The sequence below is a fragment of the Desulfarculaceae bacterium genome (assembly GCA_020444545.1).
Classification (GTDB): Bacteria; Desulfobacterota; Desulfarculia; order Desulfarculales; family Desulfarculaceae; genus Desulfoferula.
Window position 1 is genome coordinate 633817 of sequence record JAHLKT010000001.1, and the last position, 15793, is coordinate 649609.

Annotated in this window: 14 protein-coding genes; 3 read left to right on the top strand and 11 right to left on the bottom strand. The window is 66.9% G+C overall.

All coding sequences use genetic code 11. The annotated features are described in order from the left end of the window. Window positions 1–22 precede the first annotated feature (22 nt). The 11 genes from KQH53_02945 to KQH53_02995 form a co-directional block, all read right to left on the bottom strand. The gene (locus KQH53_02945; GenBank protein MCB2225609.1) at window positions 23–622 is read right to left on the bottom strand and encodes a flavodoxin family protein; all 600 of its coding nucleotides are present in this window, start codon (window positions 620–622) and stop codon (window positions 23–25) included. After that, window positions 619–1383 carry an ABC transporter ATP-binding protein gene (locus KQH53_02950; protein MCB2225610.1) on the bottom strand — a complete coding sequence of 255 codons (765 nt, stop codon included), beginning with the start codon at window positions 1381–1383 and terminating at the stop codon, window positions 619–621. Before KQH53_02950 ends, KQH53_02945 begins: the two co-directional genes overlap by 4 nt. After that, entirely contained in the window at window positions 1380–2147 is a 768-nt protein-coding gene (locus KQH53_02955; protein MCB2225611.1) for an ABC transporter permease, read from the bottom strand. The genes KQH53_02950 and KQH53_02955 overlap by 4 nt, the downstream gene beginning before the upstream one ends. Next, the gene (locus KQH53_02960; GenBank protein ID MCB2225612.1) at window positions 2144–3112 is read right to left on the bottom strand and encodes an ABC transporter substrate-binding protein; all 969 of its coding nucleotides are present in this window, start codon (window positions 3110–3112) and stop codon (window positions 2144–2146) included. The genes KQH53_02955 and KQH53_02960 overlap by 4 nt, the downstream gene beginning before the upstream one ends. Before the next feature lie 150 nt (window positions 3113–3262). After that, complete coding sequence (locus KQH53_02965; protein MCB2225613.1) at window positions 3263–4783, bottom strand: (Fe-S)-binding protein; 1521 nt, start codon at window positions 4781–4783, stop codon at window positions 3263–3265. 28 nt (window positions 4784–4811) lie between these two features. Next, a complete protein-coding gene (locus KQH53_02970; GenBank protein MCB2225614.1) occupies window positions 4812–6245 on the bottom strand; it encodes a respiratory nitrate reductase subunit gamma in 1434 nt (477 codons plus the stop codon). Further along, window positions 6242–6955 (bottom strand): cytochrome b/b6 domain-containing protein, encoded by a 714-nt coding sequence (locus KQH53_02975; GenBank protein MCB2225615.1) that lies wholly within the window; start codon window positions 6953–6955, stop codon window positions 6242–6244. The genes KQH53_02970 and KQH53_02975 overlap by 4 nt, the downstream gene beginning before the upstream one ends. A gap of 2 nt (window positions 6956–6957) precedes the next feature. Next, a complete protein-coding gene (locus KQH53_02980) occupies window positions 6958–7821 on the bottom strand; it encodes a hypothetical protein (GenBank protein ID MCB2225616.1) in 864 nt (287 codons plus the stop codon). 14 nt (window positions 7822–7835) lie between these two features. Beyond that, the gene (locus tag KQH53_02985; protein ID MCB2225617.1) at window positions 7836–9143 is read right to left on the bottom strand and encodes a hypothetical protein; all 1308 of its coding nucleotides are present in this window, start codon (window positions 9141–9143) and stop codon (window positions 7836–7838) included. Window positions 9144–9152: 9 nt separating this feature from the next. Further along, entirely contained in the window at window positions 9153–10448 is a 1296-nt protein-coding gene (locus KQH53_02990) for a hypothetical protein (protein MCB2225618.1), read from the bottom strand. 46 nt (window positions 10449–10494) lie between these two features. Next, window positions 10495–10848, bottom strand: a complete 354-nt coding sequence (locus KQH53_02995; protein MCB2225619.1) for a hypothetical protein — start codon at window positions 10846–10848, stop codon at window positions 10495–10497. Window positions 10849–11368: 520 nt separating this feature from the next. Here KQH53_02995 and KQH53_03000 point away from each other — a divergent pair. From KQH53_03000 to KQH53_03010, 3 genes are all read left to right on the top strand, one after another. Continuing rightward, window positions 11369–12265: a FadR family transcriptional regulator gene (locus KQH53_03000; protein ID MCB2225620.1), complete on the top strand. Its 897-nt coding sequence runs from the start codon at window positions 11369–11371 to the stop codon at window positions 12263–12265. Between the two features lie 168 nt (window positions 12266–12433). Continuing rightward, window positions 12434–14029 carry a CoA-acylating methylmalonate-semialdehyde dehydrogenase gene (locus tag KQH53_03005; GenBank protein MCB2225621.1) on the top strand — a complete coding sequence of 532 codons (1596 nt, stop codon included), beginning with the start codon at window positions 12434–12436 and terminating at the stop codon, window positions 14027–14029. 320 nt (window positions 14030–14349) lie between these two features. Then, a complete protein-coding gene (locus KQH53_03010) occupies window positions 14350–15789 on the top strand; it encodes an FAD-binding oxidoreductase (GenBank protein MCB2225622.1) in 1440 nt (479 codons plus the stop codon). The last annotated feature ends 4 nt before the right edge of the window (window positions 15790–15793 follow it).

Sequence of the window (15793 nt, forward strand, 5' to 3'; positions counted from 1 at the left end):
TGGCTGGCGAAGCCGGCGGGCCTCAGATGCCCATCATGCAGAGCGCAACTTCCGCCACCCGCTTGCCCACGCCCTGGGCGGTGGTCAGGCCCACCTTGTCGGCCTCGATGCCGCCCTCCGCGCCGCTCCAGCCGGTGCCGCCGTAGTGGGCCGTGGGCATGCCGTCGCCCACCACCACCATGTCCTGCACCAGCATGGAGGCCAGAATGCTCTGCACCGCGGTCTCCTGGCCGCCGTTGCGGAAGCCGCCCACCGCGATGGCCCCGCCCACCTTGTTGCGCAACATCCAGCCGTTGCGCCTAAACATCACCAGGCGGTCTAGGAACGCCTTGGCCTGGGCGGTGAGCCCGCTCATGTACACCGGGGTGGCGATGATCAGGCCGCCCAGGTCCGGGGAGGCCAGGGTCTCGATGAGGGCCGGGAAGTCGTCGTCCTGGGAGCAGGCCAGCTTCTTGGCGCAGGCCCCGCAGGCCACACAGCCGTTTACCTGGCGGCCGGCCAGCTCGATGAGCTCGGTGGTTATGCTGTCGTTCACCTCGGCCGCCGCGCGCAGGGCGGCGGTGAGCAGGGTAAAGGTGGATTGTCCTGGCCGGGGGCTGGCGGCCACGCCGATTATCTTCATGCGTCTGTCTCCTTTTGGCGGCCCAGCACCGTGAGGATCTCGCGGCGGATGGCGTTGGAGGCCTCGGAGGTGCGGTCGCGGGGGCGGGGCTCCTCTATCGCGAAGCGCTGCAGCACCCGGGCCGGACGGGCCGAGAGCACCAGCACCTCATCGGAGAGGAACACCGCCTCGTCAACGTTGTGGGTAACAAATACTATAGTGTCGCCGCGCCCGGACCACACCTTGACGAGAAACTCCTGCAAGGCGTTGCGGGTCTGGCTGTCCAGGGAGCCGAAGGGCTCGTCCATGAGCACCAGCTTGGGCTCCAGGATCAGGGTGCGGGCGATGGCCACCCGCTGCTGCATCCCGCCCGAGAGCTGGTGGGGGTAGTGCTGGGCGAACTCGGCCAGGCCCAGAGCCTCCAGATAGGCCCGGGCCCGCGAGCGGCGCACCCCCGCGCCCTCACCCGCGATCTCCAGGCCCAGCTCCACGTTGCCCAGGCAGGTGCGCCAGGGCAACAGGGCGTACTGCTGAAAGACCATGCCCACTTGGGCGCTGGGGCCGGTGATGGGCCCGCCGTCCAGCAGCACCCTGCCCTGGTCCGTGGCCTCCAGACCCGCGATGATACGCAGCAGGGTGGTCTTGCCGCAGCCGCTGGGGCCGATGAGGCTGACCAGGCGGCCCCGGGGCACCGAGGCGTCCAGGCGATCCAACACCGGCATGGCCGCGCCGTGGTTAGCGGCGGGGTAGCTTTTGACCAGGCCCTGAAGCTCCAGGCTCATGAGCGCGCCTCCCGCCAGGGCACCAGGCGGCGTTGGGCCAGGCGCAGGAGGATGTCGATGCCCAGGCCCACCAGGCCGATCACCGCCATGCCCGCGATGATCTCGTCGGGCCGCTGGATATCGCGCGCGGTCATGATCATGTAGCCCAGGCCGTAGCCGGTGCGCACTCCGGTGAACTCGGCGGCCACCAGGGTCATCCAGCCGATGCCCAGCCCGATGCGCAGGCCCACGAAGATGCTGGGCAGGGCCCCGGGCAAGAGCACCTTTTTGATCACGTCGCCCCGCTTGGCCCCCAGGGTGCGCACCGCTTCCACCAGCACCGGGTTGACCTCCAGCACCCCGGCGATGGTGTTCAAGACGATGGGGAAGAAGGCGCCCAGGAAGATGATGAAGCCCGCCGAGGGCAGGCCGATGCCGAACCAGAGGATGGCGATGGGTATCCAGGCCAGGGGCGGCACCGGCCGGAGCACCTCGATGATGGGGCTCACCGAATCGCGCAAGCGGGGGAAGGCCCCCAAGGCCAGGCCCAGGGGCACCCCGATGAGCGCGGCGCTGATGAAGCCGATGGCCACGCGCAAAAGGCTGTAGAGCAGATGCCATTGCAGCAGGTGGCCCGGGGGCATGCCCTTGGTGGCCAGCTCGCCGAAGCCCTGAATGACCGCCCAGGGCGAGGGCAGCTTGTAGGCGGGCAAGACCCCGGCCATGCTCAGCCCCTGCCAGATGATCAGCAGGGCCAGGGCCAGCCACCAGCGGGCGGGTTTCACCTGGCCAACGCCCGCTCTAGGATAGTCGGGTCCATGAATTCCTTGAGGAAGGCGTCCAGGTCGGGCACCTTGATGTAACCCAAACGGGCCAGGAACTCCACGTACTCCACCTCGCCGGTCACGCTGAGCTTGTAGGTGTAGTTAACGTTGGACATGGCCCGCTTGACCGTGGCCCGGTCCATGCCGGTGTAGCGCTCGGCGATCTTCAGGGCCTCGGCGGGGTGCGCCTTGATGAAGTCGGTGGCCTTGACGTGCGCGGCGGTGAGGGCCACCACCCGCTCGGGGTGCTTGGCGTAGAACTCGCGCGAGGCCACCAGCACGCAGCAGGGATGCTGCGGCCAGATCTGGCCCGAGTTGACCAGCACCCGGCCCACGCCCATGGTCACCGCCTTGGCGGGATAGGGCTCCCAGGCCACGAAGGCGTTGATCTGCTTTTCGCGGAGCGCCCCGATCATCTCCGGCGGCTTGAGCACCATGGAGCGCACCTTGTCCAGGGGCAGGCCCGCCTGGTCCAGGGCTTTCTTGAGCAAAAAGTCCTGCACCGTGGAGTGGCCGGGCACGGCCACGGTCTTGCCCTCCAGGCCGGGCAGCCCGTTTATGGGGCTGTCCTTGCGCACCACGATGGCCGAGCCCTCGGTGTTCACCTGGGCGGCCACCACCACCTTGGCCGCGTGGTTGGCCACGGCCACCGTGGCCGGGGCCTCGCCCACGTAGCCCATGTCCAGGGCCCCGGCGGCAAAGGCGCTCATCTCCTCGGGCCCGGCCCGGAAGATGCCCGCCACCTCCACCTCCAAGCCCTGCTGCTTGTAGAAGCCCTTTTCCAGGGCCACCCAGCAGGCCAGCTGGTGGATGTCCGCCTGTAAATAGCCGATGCGCACCTTGCCCGCCGCCGAGGCGGGAACGCCCCCGGCCGCGACCAAGAGCGCGCCCAGCAAGAGGATCAGGCCCAGCTTGCTTTTACCCATGTTGCTCCCTCCCCTCGGATCCCCCTCTGGTTAGCCCGCCGCCCTCCCGGCACGGGCCATATCACTATAATCACACTACGCCCCCACCGTAAAGCAGCGCCGCCGCCGGGGCCCGGCCCCCGCGGCGGCGTGCGCCCGGTCCGCGGGGTGTTATTCCTCGGCCGGAGGCTTTAACCCCATGGCCATCTCCACCAGGGCGGTGAGGTCGCGGGCCACCAGGTCCGAGTCCACCGCGTTGATGCCCACCTGGAGCCCCTGGTAGCAGAAGGGGCAGCAGGAGACCAGCTCGCTGGCCCCGGTGCCCTCGGCCTCGCGCACCCGGGCCTGGGCCATCTTGTTCTGGATGTCGGGATAGCCAGCCTTGAGCCCGCCGCCCGCGCCGCAGCAGCGGGAATACTCCCGGTTGCGCGGCATCTCGTTGAGGGTGAGCCCCGGTATGTGCTCCATGATGAAGCGGGGGTCGTCGTATACCCGGCTGGCCCGGCCCAGATGGCAGGGGTCGTGATAGGTCACGGTCTGGTTGACCGGGGTATTGAACTTCAGCTCGCCGCTCTCGATGAGCCCGCGCAGGAACTGGGCCGAGTGCATCACCTTGAGGTTCAGCTCGCCGACCCGCTCGTAGTCCTCGCGGATGGTCTTGTAGCAGCCCGAGCAGGAGGTGACCAACAGCTCGGCCCCCAAAGAATTGAACTGGTCGATGTTGTCGCGGGCCACCCGGTCGAACTCGCGGTCGCCCATCCTGAGCATCACGCTGCCGCAGCAGCGCTCCTTGTTGCCCAGAATGCCGTAGTCGATGCCCAGGGCGTCGAAGATGTTCACCGTGCTAACCGCCACCTGGCGCACGTTGGTGTCGTAGCTGGCGGTGCAGCCCAGGTACAACAGCACCTTGGCCGGCTTTTTACTGATGTCCTGGGGCACCTCGGCGATGAGCTTTTCTTTTTTGGCCCGGCGGGCCCACTTGGCCCGGGCGGTGCGCGGCTGCTGCCAGGGGTTGTCGTAGCTCTTTACGCTCTTGACCAGGCCCTGCTGGCTCTCCAGGGGGCCGTAGCCGGCGGCCACGATGGCCGCGCGGATCTCCTCCCACAGATTCACCGTGTCCAGCCCTGCCGGGCACACGATCTGGCACTGGCCGCAGGTGGAGCACTCGTAGAGATCGGCCGCGAACTTTTCGATCTCTTCGCGGGTCACTTCCTTATAGCCGAACACCTTGCCGATGGCCTTGCGCAGGGGGCCGGGATCGCCGCCGCCGTGGGCGATCTTGGCCAAGAGGCCGTGCTGCCCCTTGATGATGCGCAAAAACTCCGCCGCCTTGGCCCGGGGCAGGATGTCCTGGCGGCCGTCCTGGTCGTAGACCGGGCACCAGGAGAGGCACTCGCCGCAGCGGGTGCAGGCCTCCAGCTGCAACAGGCGCTTGGATTCCAGCAGATGAATGGGGATCAGCGGGGCGCTCTCGGGCTCCGGCTCCGGCTCCGGGGCGGGCGGGGCCTCGGGGGCCGGGGTTTCCGGCGGGGCGGCGGCCGCGGGCGGCTCCGGCGGCGCAGCCGGCGCTTCCGGCGCGGGCGCGGCGGCCTGCCCGGCCGGGGCCTCGGGGGCCGGGGCCTCGGTCGCGGGCGCCTCGGGCGCCTGCTGGCTGGTGTTCTCCTCGGGAGGCTTGTTTTCCTGATCAGCCATGGCTCGACTCTTCCCGACGCCGCCTAAATCATTGCAGGCGGCGGTTGATAATCAGGCTCAGGGGCGCGGTGAACATGTGGCGCATCTTGCCGAAGGGCAGGTAGGCCACGAACAGGGCGGCCACCAGGCCGTGGGCGTACCACAGCCAGCCGTAGACCGCCGGCCAGTTGACTCCGGTGGCGGCCAAGAGCCGCGCCAGGGGATAGGCCACGAAGGAGTACACCGCGATGCCGTGCGGGGTCTGGCTCACCACCAGGCGGGCCGCCTCGGCCACAAAGCCCAGCACGATCATAAGGCCCAGGATGATCAGGGCCAGGTTGTCCTGCCACTCGGCCACCACCTGCTCGCCCTTGAACACCCAGCGCTGCAAGGCGGCCAGGATGACCCCGATGAGGATCAGCAGGCCCAGCAGGTCATTGACCACGGCCACGAAGCCGAAGTTCTTGTTCATCAGGGCCATGGCCAGGTCGCTGGAGGGCCAGAGCTCGTAGACCACCCAGGTGAACAGGGCCAGGCCGAAGCGGGCCATGATGGACAGGTAGATCAGACTATGGAAGAACCAGCGGCGCACGCTCTGCTTGAGCACCCGGCGCTGCCAGAGCACGTCGAACCACAGCACCTTGACGAACTCCCAGCTACGGCGCGAGAAGATCGCCTTGTACAGGCTGTCGCTGCCCCGGGAGAGCTTGTCGTGCAGGCCGCTCTCCACCCCGGCCACCCGGCCGCGCATGTAGAACAGGCCGCCGCCCACGATGCCCACCAGGAAAACAAGCAAGGCCAGGCCGAACCACCAGGAGCCGAGAGAGAAGCTGGCCGTGTGGCAGGGGAAGCAGATCAGGCCCTTGGCCGGGAGCACCATGTTGGGCGCGCCCACCTTGTTGCCCGCCACGTGGCAGCGCACGCAGTGCTTGTCCTGGGTCAGGTCCGTGGGCCCGTGTTCGGTGAGCGGGATGGGCTTGCCCTCGAGATCCTTATGAGCCAGCTTCACCACGCCGGTTTTTTTGTCCAGCTTTACGTAGGGGCTCTTGTGGTGGCAGGCCGCGCAGTCCACCGAGAGGTGGGGGCTGTTTATCTCGCCCTCGCCGTGGATGGGGTGGCAGCTCAGGCACTGCGCCCCGGCCCTACTCTTGTGGGGCGAGGCGGCCACGTCGGTGTGGCACTGCAAGCAGGCCACCCAGCGGTGGCGGCTGGTGGCGAACAGGTCCATGGTCACCACCAGGGGCACCTTGGTCCCGTCCACCTGGCGGGAGCAGCTCTCCTTGGCGTGGCACTCCAGGCAGAGCTGCTGGTTGGCGATCACACCCTCGTTGGAGGCCAGGTTGGGCAGATGGTGGCAGTCCAGGCACTGGCGGGCGCCCTGCCCTTCCGGGGCCGGGTCCATGGCCACCGGGGGCATGGCCAGGGCTGCGGCGGCCCAGAGCACCAGGGCCGCCAGCACGGCGATGAGGCTGAGCCTTCTCATGAGCCCGCCTCCCCGCTGCCGGAGTTCATGCGCTCCCAAAGGGCGGGATGCTCGTGCCGGATGCGCTCGGCGCTCATGCGGCCGGTGAAGATGCTGGTGTCCGCGGGCCACACCTCGGGCCTCAGATGGGCCAGGATGGGGTGCACCACGAACTTGATGGCCACCGCGATGATCGCCTCGAACAGGTGCAGCAACAGGGCGATATTGATGAAGTAGCCGGGCAGCCACTGGCTGAACCACTCCGGGAACCACAGCACCAGGCCGGTGAGCCCCATGGTGTTCATGCCCAGAAGCACCGCCCAGTAGTCCATCTTCTCCCACCAGGCGAAGCGGTCGAAGCGAGGCTGGGGGCCGCGCCCCAAGGCCCAGCCCAAGTGGCGGAACACGTCCTTCACGTCCTGGGGGCGGGGGAACATGGTGCCCGGACCGGTGAGGCGGCCTTTCAGCACCAGCTTGTAGTAGACCAGCCAGATCAGGTGGGCCATCACCGCCGCGTAGGTCATCACCGCCAGGAAGCGGTGGGTCCAGGCCAGGCCCGCGGCCCCGCCCAAACACCAGGCGATGGCCCGGGCCCACCAGGCCCCGCCGAAGAACAGCGAGAAGCCGGTGATCCCCAGGCCCAGGAAGCCCACCATGACCAGCACGTGCAACAGGCGGTTGAGCACGCTGAAGCGCTCCACCTGTCCCTTGCCTAAATCGCGTTCCATCATGGTTAGTGCTTCCTCAGCTTGTTTTGAATCTCGCGGAGCAGCCACAGGAAGGTGTGGCCGTAGAAGAAGCCCACCACGCACACCGCCAGCACCCCCAGCACCGCGCTGATGGTGAACAGCAGGTAGAGCGTCTTGCGCTTGGCCTGGTCGTCCTGGGCCAGGTCCACCAGGGTGGGGTGCACCAAATAGGCCGCGAAGCGGGGGTTGGAGCCGGGATGGCAGCGCCAGCAGACCCCGGCGGTCACCTCCGCGGTCTTGAGGCTCTTCACGTCATGGGCCCCGTGGCAGTCGGTGCAGAAGGCCGCCTTGTCCCAGCCCAGCTTGTCGCCCGCCTGCCCGTGGTAGTCGTTCAAATAGGTCGCCGCCTGGGCGGGATGGCAGGAGCCGCAGACCAGGGTTTGCCGCCGGCCCAGCTCCACCCGGTCCAGGCGCGCCTTGTCGTAGTGCACCTGGTGGCAGTCGCCGCACACCGGCGAGAGATTCTGGGTCTGCTTGGTCTTGGTGCCCTTTTTTAGAGCCTCGGCGTGCTTGCCCAGGTGGTAGCGGGCAAAGGCGCTCTTGTGGCAGCGGGCGCACTGGGCGTAGTCATAACCCCGAAGGGCCGGGGTCATGAGATAGCTGGGGTCCTGGGTGTCCGGGTGGGGCGTCTTGCTGCCCGGCCGGAGGGCCAGCTCCTGTTTGGCGTGGCACTCGGCGCACTCCAGCTTGCCGTGGGCCCCGGCCTGATAGCGGCCCAGGTCCACGTACCACGACGACTCCATGCCCGGCGGGACCGCGGCCCAGGCCGCCGTGGCCAGGGCCAGGGCAGCCAGCAGGGCCAAGATGAGCCCCGCCGCCCGGCAACGATGTTTGCTCTTTAGGGCCATACGCGCCTCGAACCTCAGTGCAGCCGCCGCTTGGCCGGGCCCTCTCCCAGGCCGGCCAGCGCGGTGGCGAAGTAAATTTTCATGAAGCAGGAAGCCGCCGCCACCAGGGCGGGGAACAGCTCCTCGGCCAGGGCCTGGGTGTCGGCTCCCGCGTCCAGGCCCTGCTTGAGGGCCCGCGCCTGGGCGGTTATGCCGGGCAATAACCCGGGCAGGGCCGCCAGGTCGTCCGGGGAACCGCGCAGGGCCGGGGCCTTACCCAAGGCCCGCAGGCGGTTCCACATGGCCTCCAGGAAGACCCTGAGCTTGGCCGGCTCGTATACCTTGCTGCCGATTAGCCAGCGGGCGGGGTGGTCCTCCAGGCCCAGGGCCACGATGCGGCTGTTGGACAGCTCGCGCTTTACGGCCAGGAGCCAGTCCTTGGCCGCGCGGCCGCTGAGTGCGTCAGCGGGCTCCGGGGCCGCCTCGGCCCTTTGCTCCGGCAGGTCGGCGTAGATGGCCGAGGCCAGCAGGCGGTTGGCCGCCGGGAAGCCGGGATGCTCGAAATGGGGGCCGAAGAGATAGAGCGCGCCTTGGCCGTGGGGCGCGCGCAAGACCGCCGCCTTGCCCAGCAGGGACTCGGCCGCGACCTCGGGCGGGGCCAAAAAGCGGGTGCGCTTTTCAAAGGCGGCATAGGTGGCCAACACCCGCACCTCCTCCGAGGCCGGGATCATGGCCGGTCCGCCGTACAGGGGCGCGGCCAGCTCCACCCCGCCCAGGGGGCCGGGGGCGCAGGCCAGGCTGATCGCCTCGCGCACCGGGTGGAACACGTAGTCGCACCCGTAGGCGGTCTTGTACTTCTCGGGCAGGACCAGAGGTTGGGGAAGGTCTCGGCTGAGATTGGCGATGGTGGCTTGAACGAAGTTGAACCAGCAGAGAGGCTCCTTGGAGGAGCGCAGCATGAGATAGGCCCCGGCGCAGGCTCCCAGATACAGCCCTCCGGCCGCCAGGAAGCCCTCCAGGGCCTTGGCTCCGGGCGGCCCCAGAGCGCGGGCCATGGCAAAGGTGTCGCCTCCGCTCACCGCCAGCACATCCAGACCGGCCAGCCCTCCGGCCGCGATCTCGCCGTGGTCCAGGAACCTGAGGTCATAAAAACCCAGGCGCTCCAGGGACTCGGCGAACCACAGCCAGGAGTGGGAGCTGCCCGCCCCGGTGTAGACCCCCAGGCGGGGGTAGCGCGGGGTGCGCTCCCGCCCCGCCCCGGCCAGGGCCGGCGGCGGCGGGGGGGCGCCTCCCCGGGCCAGACCCCGGTTGAAGGCGCTCACGTCCGAGAGTGGGTTGCGCATCAGCTACCCCTAGCCGCAAACCTCCGCTATCACCGCCTCCAGGCTGTCCAGGCCGAACTCCAGCTCGGTGCCGATGCCCGCCAGCTCCAGGAGCTTGTCTTCGCTCAGCTCCGGGGACAACAGCGCGAACAGGGGGTCCAGGCCGAAGAGGTAGGCCACGGCCTGGCGGCGGGTCCAGTAGGCGTCGTCGCCCGCCTGGTCCACCCCGAATATGGCCGTCTTGGGCACCGAGGGGCTGAAAGGCCCGGCCAGACCGGCCACCGGGCCGCTCAGGCCCGCCAGCGCGCCGCTGATCGCCGCCGCGTCGGTCTTGCCGGTGTCTTGGCAAACCTTGGCCACCAGGCCAGGGTCCAGGCCCAGCTTGCAGCACTGCTGGATGATCGCCCCGGCCTCGGCCAGGGACAGGCCCATCTGCTGGAACAGAGCCGCCGCGCCCAGGTCGCTGAGCAGCACGCCCATCTCCGCCTCGGCGGGCTCGGGCAGATCGGCGGGGTCGCCTTGCAGGAACAGGAAGCTGTTGGCCGCGAAGGGGGTGTTGAAGTTGGCCCGGTGGCGGTGCACCAGGGGAGCCAGCCAGTCGGCCAGGGCGTCATTGCCCATGCCCTTGGCCAGGTCCACCAGGCCCTTTTTGCCGGCCCAGGCCCCGCCCTTGACCGCGGCCTGCAAGGCCACGCACTCGTCCACAAAGGCCTCGTCGTCGGCGATCTCCAACAGGCCCAGGCCCCGGATGGCCACCGCGCGCAGGTTCTTGGCGGCCAGGGCCTTGCCAAGGCCGAAGCAGTCGCCCGCGGGCCAGTAGTTGATCATCAGGGCGGAGAGCTCCGTGGCCGCCGCGCCGGTGCCCAGCACCTGGATCAGGTCGTCGCCCTTTTCGGCGCGCACCTTGTCCACCGCGGCCCACACGTCCAGGCCCGCCAGGGCTCCGGCGTCCTCCACGTCCAGGATGCCGTCGTGCACCCAGAGCATGCTGGGGGCGGCGGCCGCGTTTTTTATCACGATGTAGTCGAAGCCCGAGTACTTGAGCTCCATGCCCAAATACTGGGTCAGCGGCGCGTGCACCACCGTGCCGGTGAGGGGGCTCTTGGCGGTGAACACCCCCAGGCCCGAGCCGGGCACCAGGCTGCCGGTGAACAGGCCCGCGCCCAACACGATGGGATCGCCGTCCAGGTGCTGGTTGTACAGGGCCAGGTTGACACCCGCCCCGCCTATCTTCTCCTGGCACAGCTCGTCGGAGAACTCTTCGATCTCCACCTCGCCGCTGGCCAGGTCAACGATGGCTATTTGGTCAGAGGCCAAAAACTCCATGACTGGTCACCTCTATATAAGAAGGTAGGTAAATCTCGCTCCGGCCTCAGTCCAGGTAGATGGCGTCCACCGGACATATCTGCTTGCACAGGGGGCCGTCGTCGCGGTCCTCGCAGAGGTCGCAGGCCTCGCGCAGGAGCATGGGCTTGGCCGAGGCGTCGCCGCCTCCTCCGCCCTCTTCCACCGCGCCGATGCGCTTCACTTCCAGGCCCTCGGGCCGCGCGATTACCAGATCCTCCTCTTCCTTGAGGATGACTCCGAAGTAGTCCTTCTTATCACGGGTGCGGTAAACAACGATGCAGGAGGACAACAGAGCGAAGGCGTCGTCGCGGTGATATCCGCAGGCCAGCTCGCACGCCATGCAGGCCGTGCACTTGAGCGGATCAATCTTGACTCCCATCTGTTCAATTCCTCGCTAAGGGTTGGCAGGTGCGCGGCGCGGCGTCCCGTGAGGGGGCCGCGGCCGTGTCCTGGATCGGATACCCGTCTTAGGGGGTCGTTCGACGCCAGCATCATATCAAGAACCAAGAGGCCCAAGTCAACCGAAAAAACATAATTAATATAATAGTTCGCATCTATCCCCTTCCGGCCCCCGGCCGGCACCGCTTCGCGGCAGGCGATAATGGCATAACCATCTAATTAATATTGTCTTTTTTGCTTTTATGAAATATTATGCCTATAAAGGCATTTGAGAACAATTAGCTATTCCACGGCGCGGCAGCCTGCGGCGAGGGGGCCGGAATATGGCAAAATGCAGCGGATAAGGTATAAAGGTTATAATATTTCGCTTGACAAGCGAGCCCGCGAATTTTTATAAAGTCTAAGACCATCACTCATGGCCGTTTAGACCACTCTCAGGCGCGGCGGCGAGGCCGCCAAGGCTCACCAGTCGCGCCCGCCTCCCCAGGCGAAAGGGGCCCATGTTCGAGGCCGCCAACAAAACCGAGAAGGTCTCCGACCGCATCATCGAGCAGATCCGCGACGCGGTGCTTTCGGGCCAGATCAAGCCCGGTGACCGGCTGGCCTCGGAAAAGGAGCTCATCGCCCAGTTCGGGGTGAGCAAGGCCACCATGCGCGAGGCCCTGCGCGTGCTGGAGGCCATGGGTTTGGTGGAGATACGCAAGGGCACCACCGGCGGAGTCTTCGTGGCCGAAGTGGACATGAAGACCACCATCCACTCCATAATGAACTTCCTGCACTTTCGCTCGATCTCCATCAGCGATATCACCATGTTGCGCTTCACGGTGGAGCCGTCGGTGGCCCATCTGGCCGCCATGAACGCCACCGAGAAGGACCTGGAGCGCCTGCGTGAACTGGCGGAGATAACCGAAGCCGACGAAAACGGCGACGCGGCCAGGGACATCAGCTTCCACCGCTACCTGGCCCGCATGAGCAAGAACCCGCTCCTGATCCTCATCCTGGACTTCGTGGACAACCTTCTGCGGGACGCCAAGTACGAACTGCAACTCAGTCCCGAATTTTATCGCCACGTGCGCGAGTCTCACCGCCGCATCGTGGACTTTCTGGAGGCCCGCGACACCGTGGGGGCCCGGGCCGAGATCGCCCGCGACCTCCTGGAGGTGGACCGCTACATGGCCGAGGCGGCGGGCAGCGAGCCCTTCGAGCCCGCCACCCTGGGACTGAACCTGGACGCCCGCTACGTGGCCGGCCCCGACAAGGACACGGCGGACGATCCCCTGGCCCAACTTTTGGACGCCTCCCTGCCCCGGCAGGCTCTGGGGCGGGCCATGGTCTTGAAGCACTTGGGCTCGGGCGGCCTCTATGTGGTGGTCCCCGAGGAGGAAGAGGAAAAATAGGCGCGCACCGCCCGCGAACCGGACGGATGCCCCGGCCATAAGAGATCAGTTAAACCGCCATGCGGCCCGGCGAGGGCGACCCTGGCATGGCTCACCGTGACAACACAACATGAACAGGCCGGAGCCCAAGGCCCCGGCCGCGCAAGCACCGACTAAGGAGTTCAACAGATGAGCGAAAACCAACGTTACTTCTTCGTGGACGATTCGGTCGCCGTCGATCCCATCAGCGGCGAAAGGCCCATCAAGCTGAAGTATTGCGCCGGCGGCCAGTGGAAGGTTTCCGCCACCGACGTGTATATGCCTTGCTACAACCCCTCCACCGGCGCGGTCATCGCCCTGGCCCCCCAGTGCCTCACCGAAGAGGTGGAAGAGGCGGTGCAGGCGGCCAAGGTGGCCTTTGAAAAGTGGTCCATCACCCCGGTGAGCAAGCGGGTGCAGGTCCTTTATAAGATGAAGGCCCTGTTGGACGAGAACCTGGAAGAGCTCACCGTCCTGTTGGCCAAGGAGATGAGCAAGAAGTACCAGGAGGCCATGGGCGACATCCTCAAGGTCACCGAGGTGGTCGAGTTCGCCTGCGGCGCGCCCCACATCATGAAGGGCGAGGCCCTGATGCAGGTGTCCACCAACTACGACACCTCGCTCTACCGCGAGCCCATGGGCGTGTTCGCCGGCATTCCGCCCTGGAACTTCCCGGCCATGATCCCCCACGGCTGGATGACCCCCATCTGCATCGCCACCGGCAACTGCATGGTCTTGAAGGCCGCCAGCTTCGTGCCCCAGAGCGCCATGCGGGTCATGGAGCTGTGGCAGGAGGCGGGCATCCCCGACGGCGTGATCAACGTGATTACCGCGGGCCGCGACCAGGCCGAGCTCTTGCTGCGCCACCCGGACATCAAGGGCATCAGCTTCGTGGGCTCCACCAAGGTGGGCCTGCACATCTACTCCACCGCCGCGGCCAACGGCAAGCGGGTCCAGGCCCTGTGCGAGGCCAAGAACCACGCCCTGGTGCTGCGCGACTGCAAGCTGGAGCGCACCGCCGGCGGCATCATGAACGCCTTCACCGGCTGCGCCGGCCAGCGCTGCATGGCCCTGCCGGTGATCGTGGTGGAAAACGCCATCGCCGACGAGTTGGTGGAGCGCCTGGTGGCGCTGTCCAAGGAAGTTACCCTGGGCAAGGCCTGGCTGCCCGAGACCGGCATGGGCCCGGTGGTGAACCAGGGCCACAAGGAGTTCGTCACCAACTGGATCAACAAGGCCGAGGAAGAGGGCGCCACCATCGTGCTGGACGGCCGCGACCCCGAGCTGCCCGAGGGCTGCGAGAACGGCTTCTTCGTGGGCCCCACCATCATCGACCACGTGACCGAGGACATGTCCTGCGGCCGCGAGGAGATCTTCGGACCGGTCTTGTGCATCAAGCGGGTGGAGAACTTCGAGGAAGGCCTCGAGTTGATGAACAACAGCCGCTTCGGCAACGGCTCGGTGATCTACACCCAGAACGGCTACTACGCCCGGCAGTTCGCCTTCCGCACCGGCGCGGGCATGGTGGGCGTGAACGTGGGCATCCCGGTGCCCCTGGGCATCTTCGGCTTCACCGGCCACAAGCAGTCCTTCTTCGGCGACCTGCACGTCATGGGCCGCGACGGCTTCAACTTCTTCACCGAGTCGAAGTGCGTCACCCAGACCTGGTTCCCCGAGGAAGGCGAAATCGACAATAAGGTGGACACCTGGGACGGGACCATCACCTCCCTGCCCACCGACAAGTAGTTGATCCGAGAGCAATACATAACCCCCCGCCGGGGCGGGCCCACGCGGCCCCGCCCCGGCCCGGGGCCGCAAAAAGCGCGTTAGTGAGAGCCTAACGATCCGTTTCCATGGTTTGAGGAGGGCATGGAAAAACATCGGAGACACAAGCTGGGCGCCTCGGGGCGGCCGCCGGAAACGGCCCGCCACCCCCAGAGCCCAGCCGCCCAGCCCAGCCTAGATTATTCCCACCTGGTTAAATCATCCCGCCTATACACGTCGCCCGGCCCCGCCCCGGGTTCCGGCGCTCTGGCGCGCGCCTGCGCGCAAGGAGGATAGACCTCATGGATACCGCCACCGCCAAGAAAATTGACCCCGTCCTGGAAGAACTCCAGGGCATCGTGGGCGAAAAGAACGCCTCCGGTGCCAAGCACATCCGCTACGCCTATTCCTATGACCTCTCATTCGTGGAGCCCAAGCTCCCGGATTACGTGGTCATGGTTCAGAACGTGGAGCAGGTGCAGGAAGTCCTCAGGTTCGCCAACCGGGAGAAAATCCCGGTGGTGCCCTACACCGCGGGCACCAACATCGGCGGCCTGTGCATCCCCGAGCGGGGCGGCATCCTTATGGACCTCAAGCAGATGAACAAGATCATCGACATCGACGTGGCCGACGGCGTGGCGGTGATCGAGCCGGGCGTGAGCCACGCCCAGCTGGCCGCCGCCCTGACCCCCCTGGGGCTCCGCTTCGGTTGGCCGGTGGGGCCGCCCTCGGCCTCGGTGAGCTCCTGCGCCATCAGCCACGGCATCGGCGGGCTCAACGCGCGCTACGGCCTGCAGAGCCAGGAGATCACCTCCATGGAGGTGGTGTTGCCCACCGGCGAGCTGGTGCGGGTGGGCTCCTGCGCCATCCAGAAAAACGCCTGGCACAGCACCCTGCCCCTGCCCAAGCTCGACGGCCTGTTCAAGGGCTGGCTGGGCAGCTCCGGGGTGGTGACCAAGATGGGCGTGAACGTGCACCCGGCCCCGCCGCTTTTGAAAATCTTCACGGTGAGCTGCGACACGGTTCAGGACATGTACTCCTACATGTTCAACCTGAGCAACTACGAGATCTGCGACGATATCACCGCGGTCTCCTGGTGGCTCAGCCAGGTGCCCATTCCCTATCCCTACAAGGAAAAGCCCGACGACGCGGCGGAGTGGAACTCCTACGCCACCACCTTCTCCTGGACCGAGGCCGAGCGCGACGCCCGGGCCGAGATTTGGGACAAGGTAGTGGCCGAGGAAAAGGCCAAGGGCACCTCCATCCAGGTGACCCACTACCCCGAGGAGGCCCTGAAGGGCCGCACCCAGCTGCCCAGCCAGGTGGTGGGCTCCACCAAGAACTACTGCAAGCAGGGCGGGGCCGGCATCTCCTGGCCCGGCACCTTCACCCCGGCCAAGAAGTGGGCCCCGGTCTACACCCGCTGGAAGGACATCCTCATCGGGCACAACCTCTCGCCCAGCGTGCGCATGAGCATGTACCGCGGGGTGCACTACGGAATGCTCCGGGCCATGATCCCCTTCAACAAGCAGTCCAAGGAGGAGACCGAGAACGCCCGCCAGGCCATCGTGGAATGCCTGCGCGTGGACCTGGACGAGGGAGGCATCCCCTACAAGCCTCCGGTGGACTTCGCCAAGGAGATCAACCTCCGGGCCGATCCGGGCTATCTCATGCTGCTCAAGCGGGTCAAGGAAATGCTTGATCCCAACGACATCATGAATCCCGGCAAATTGGGCATCTAAGGGA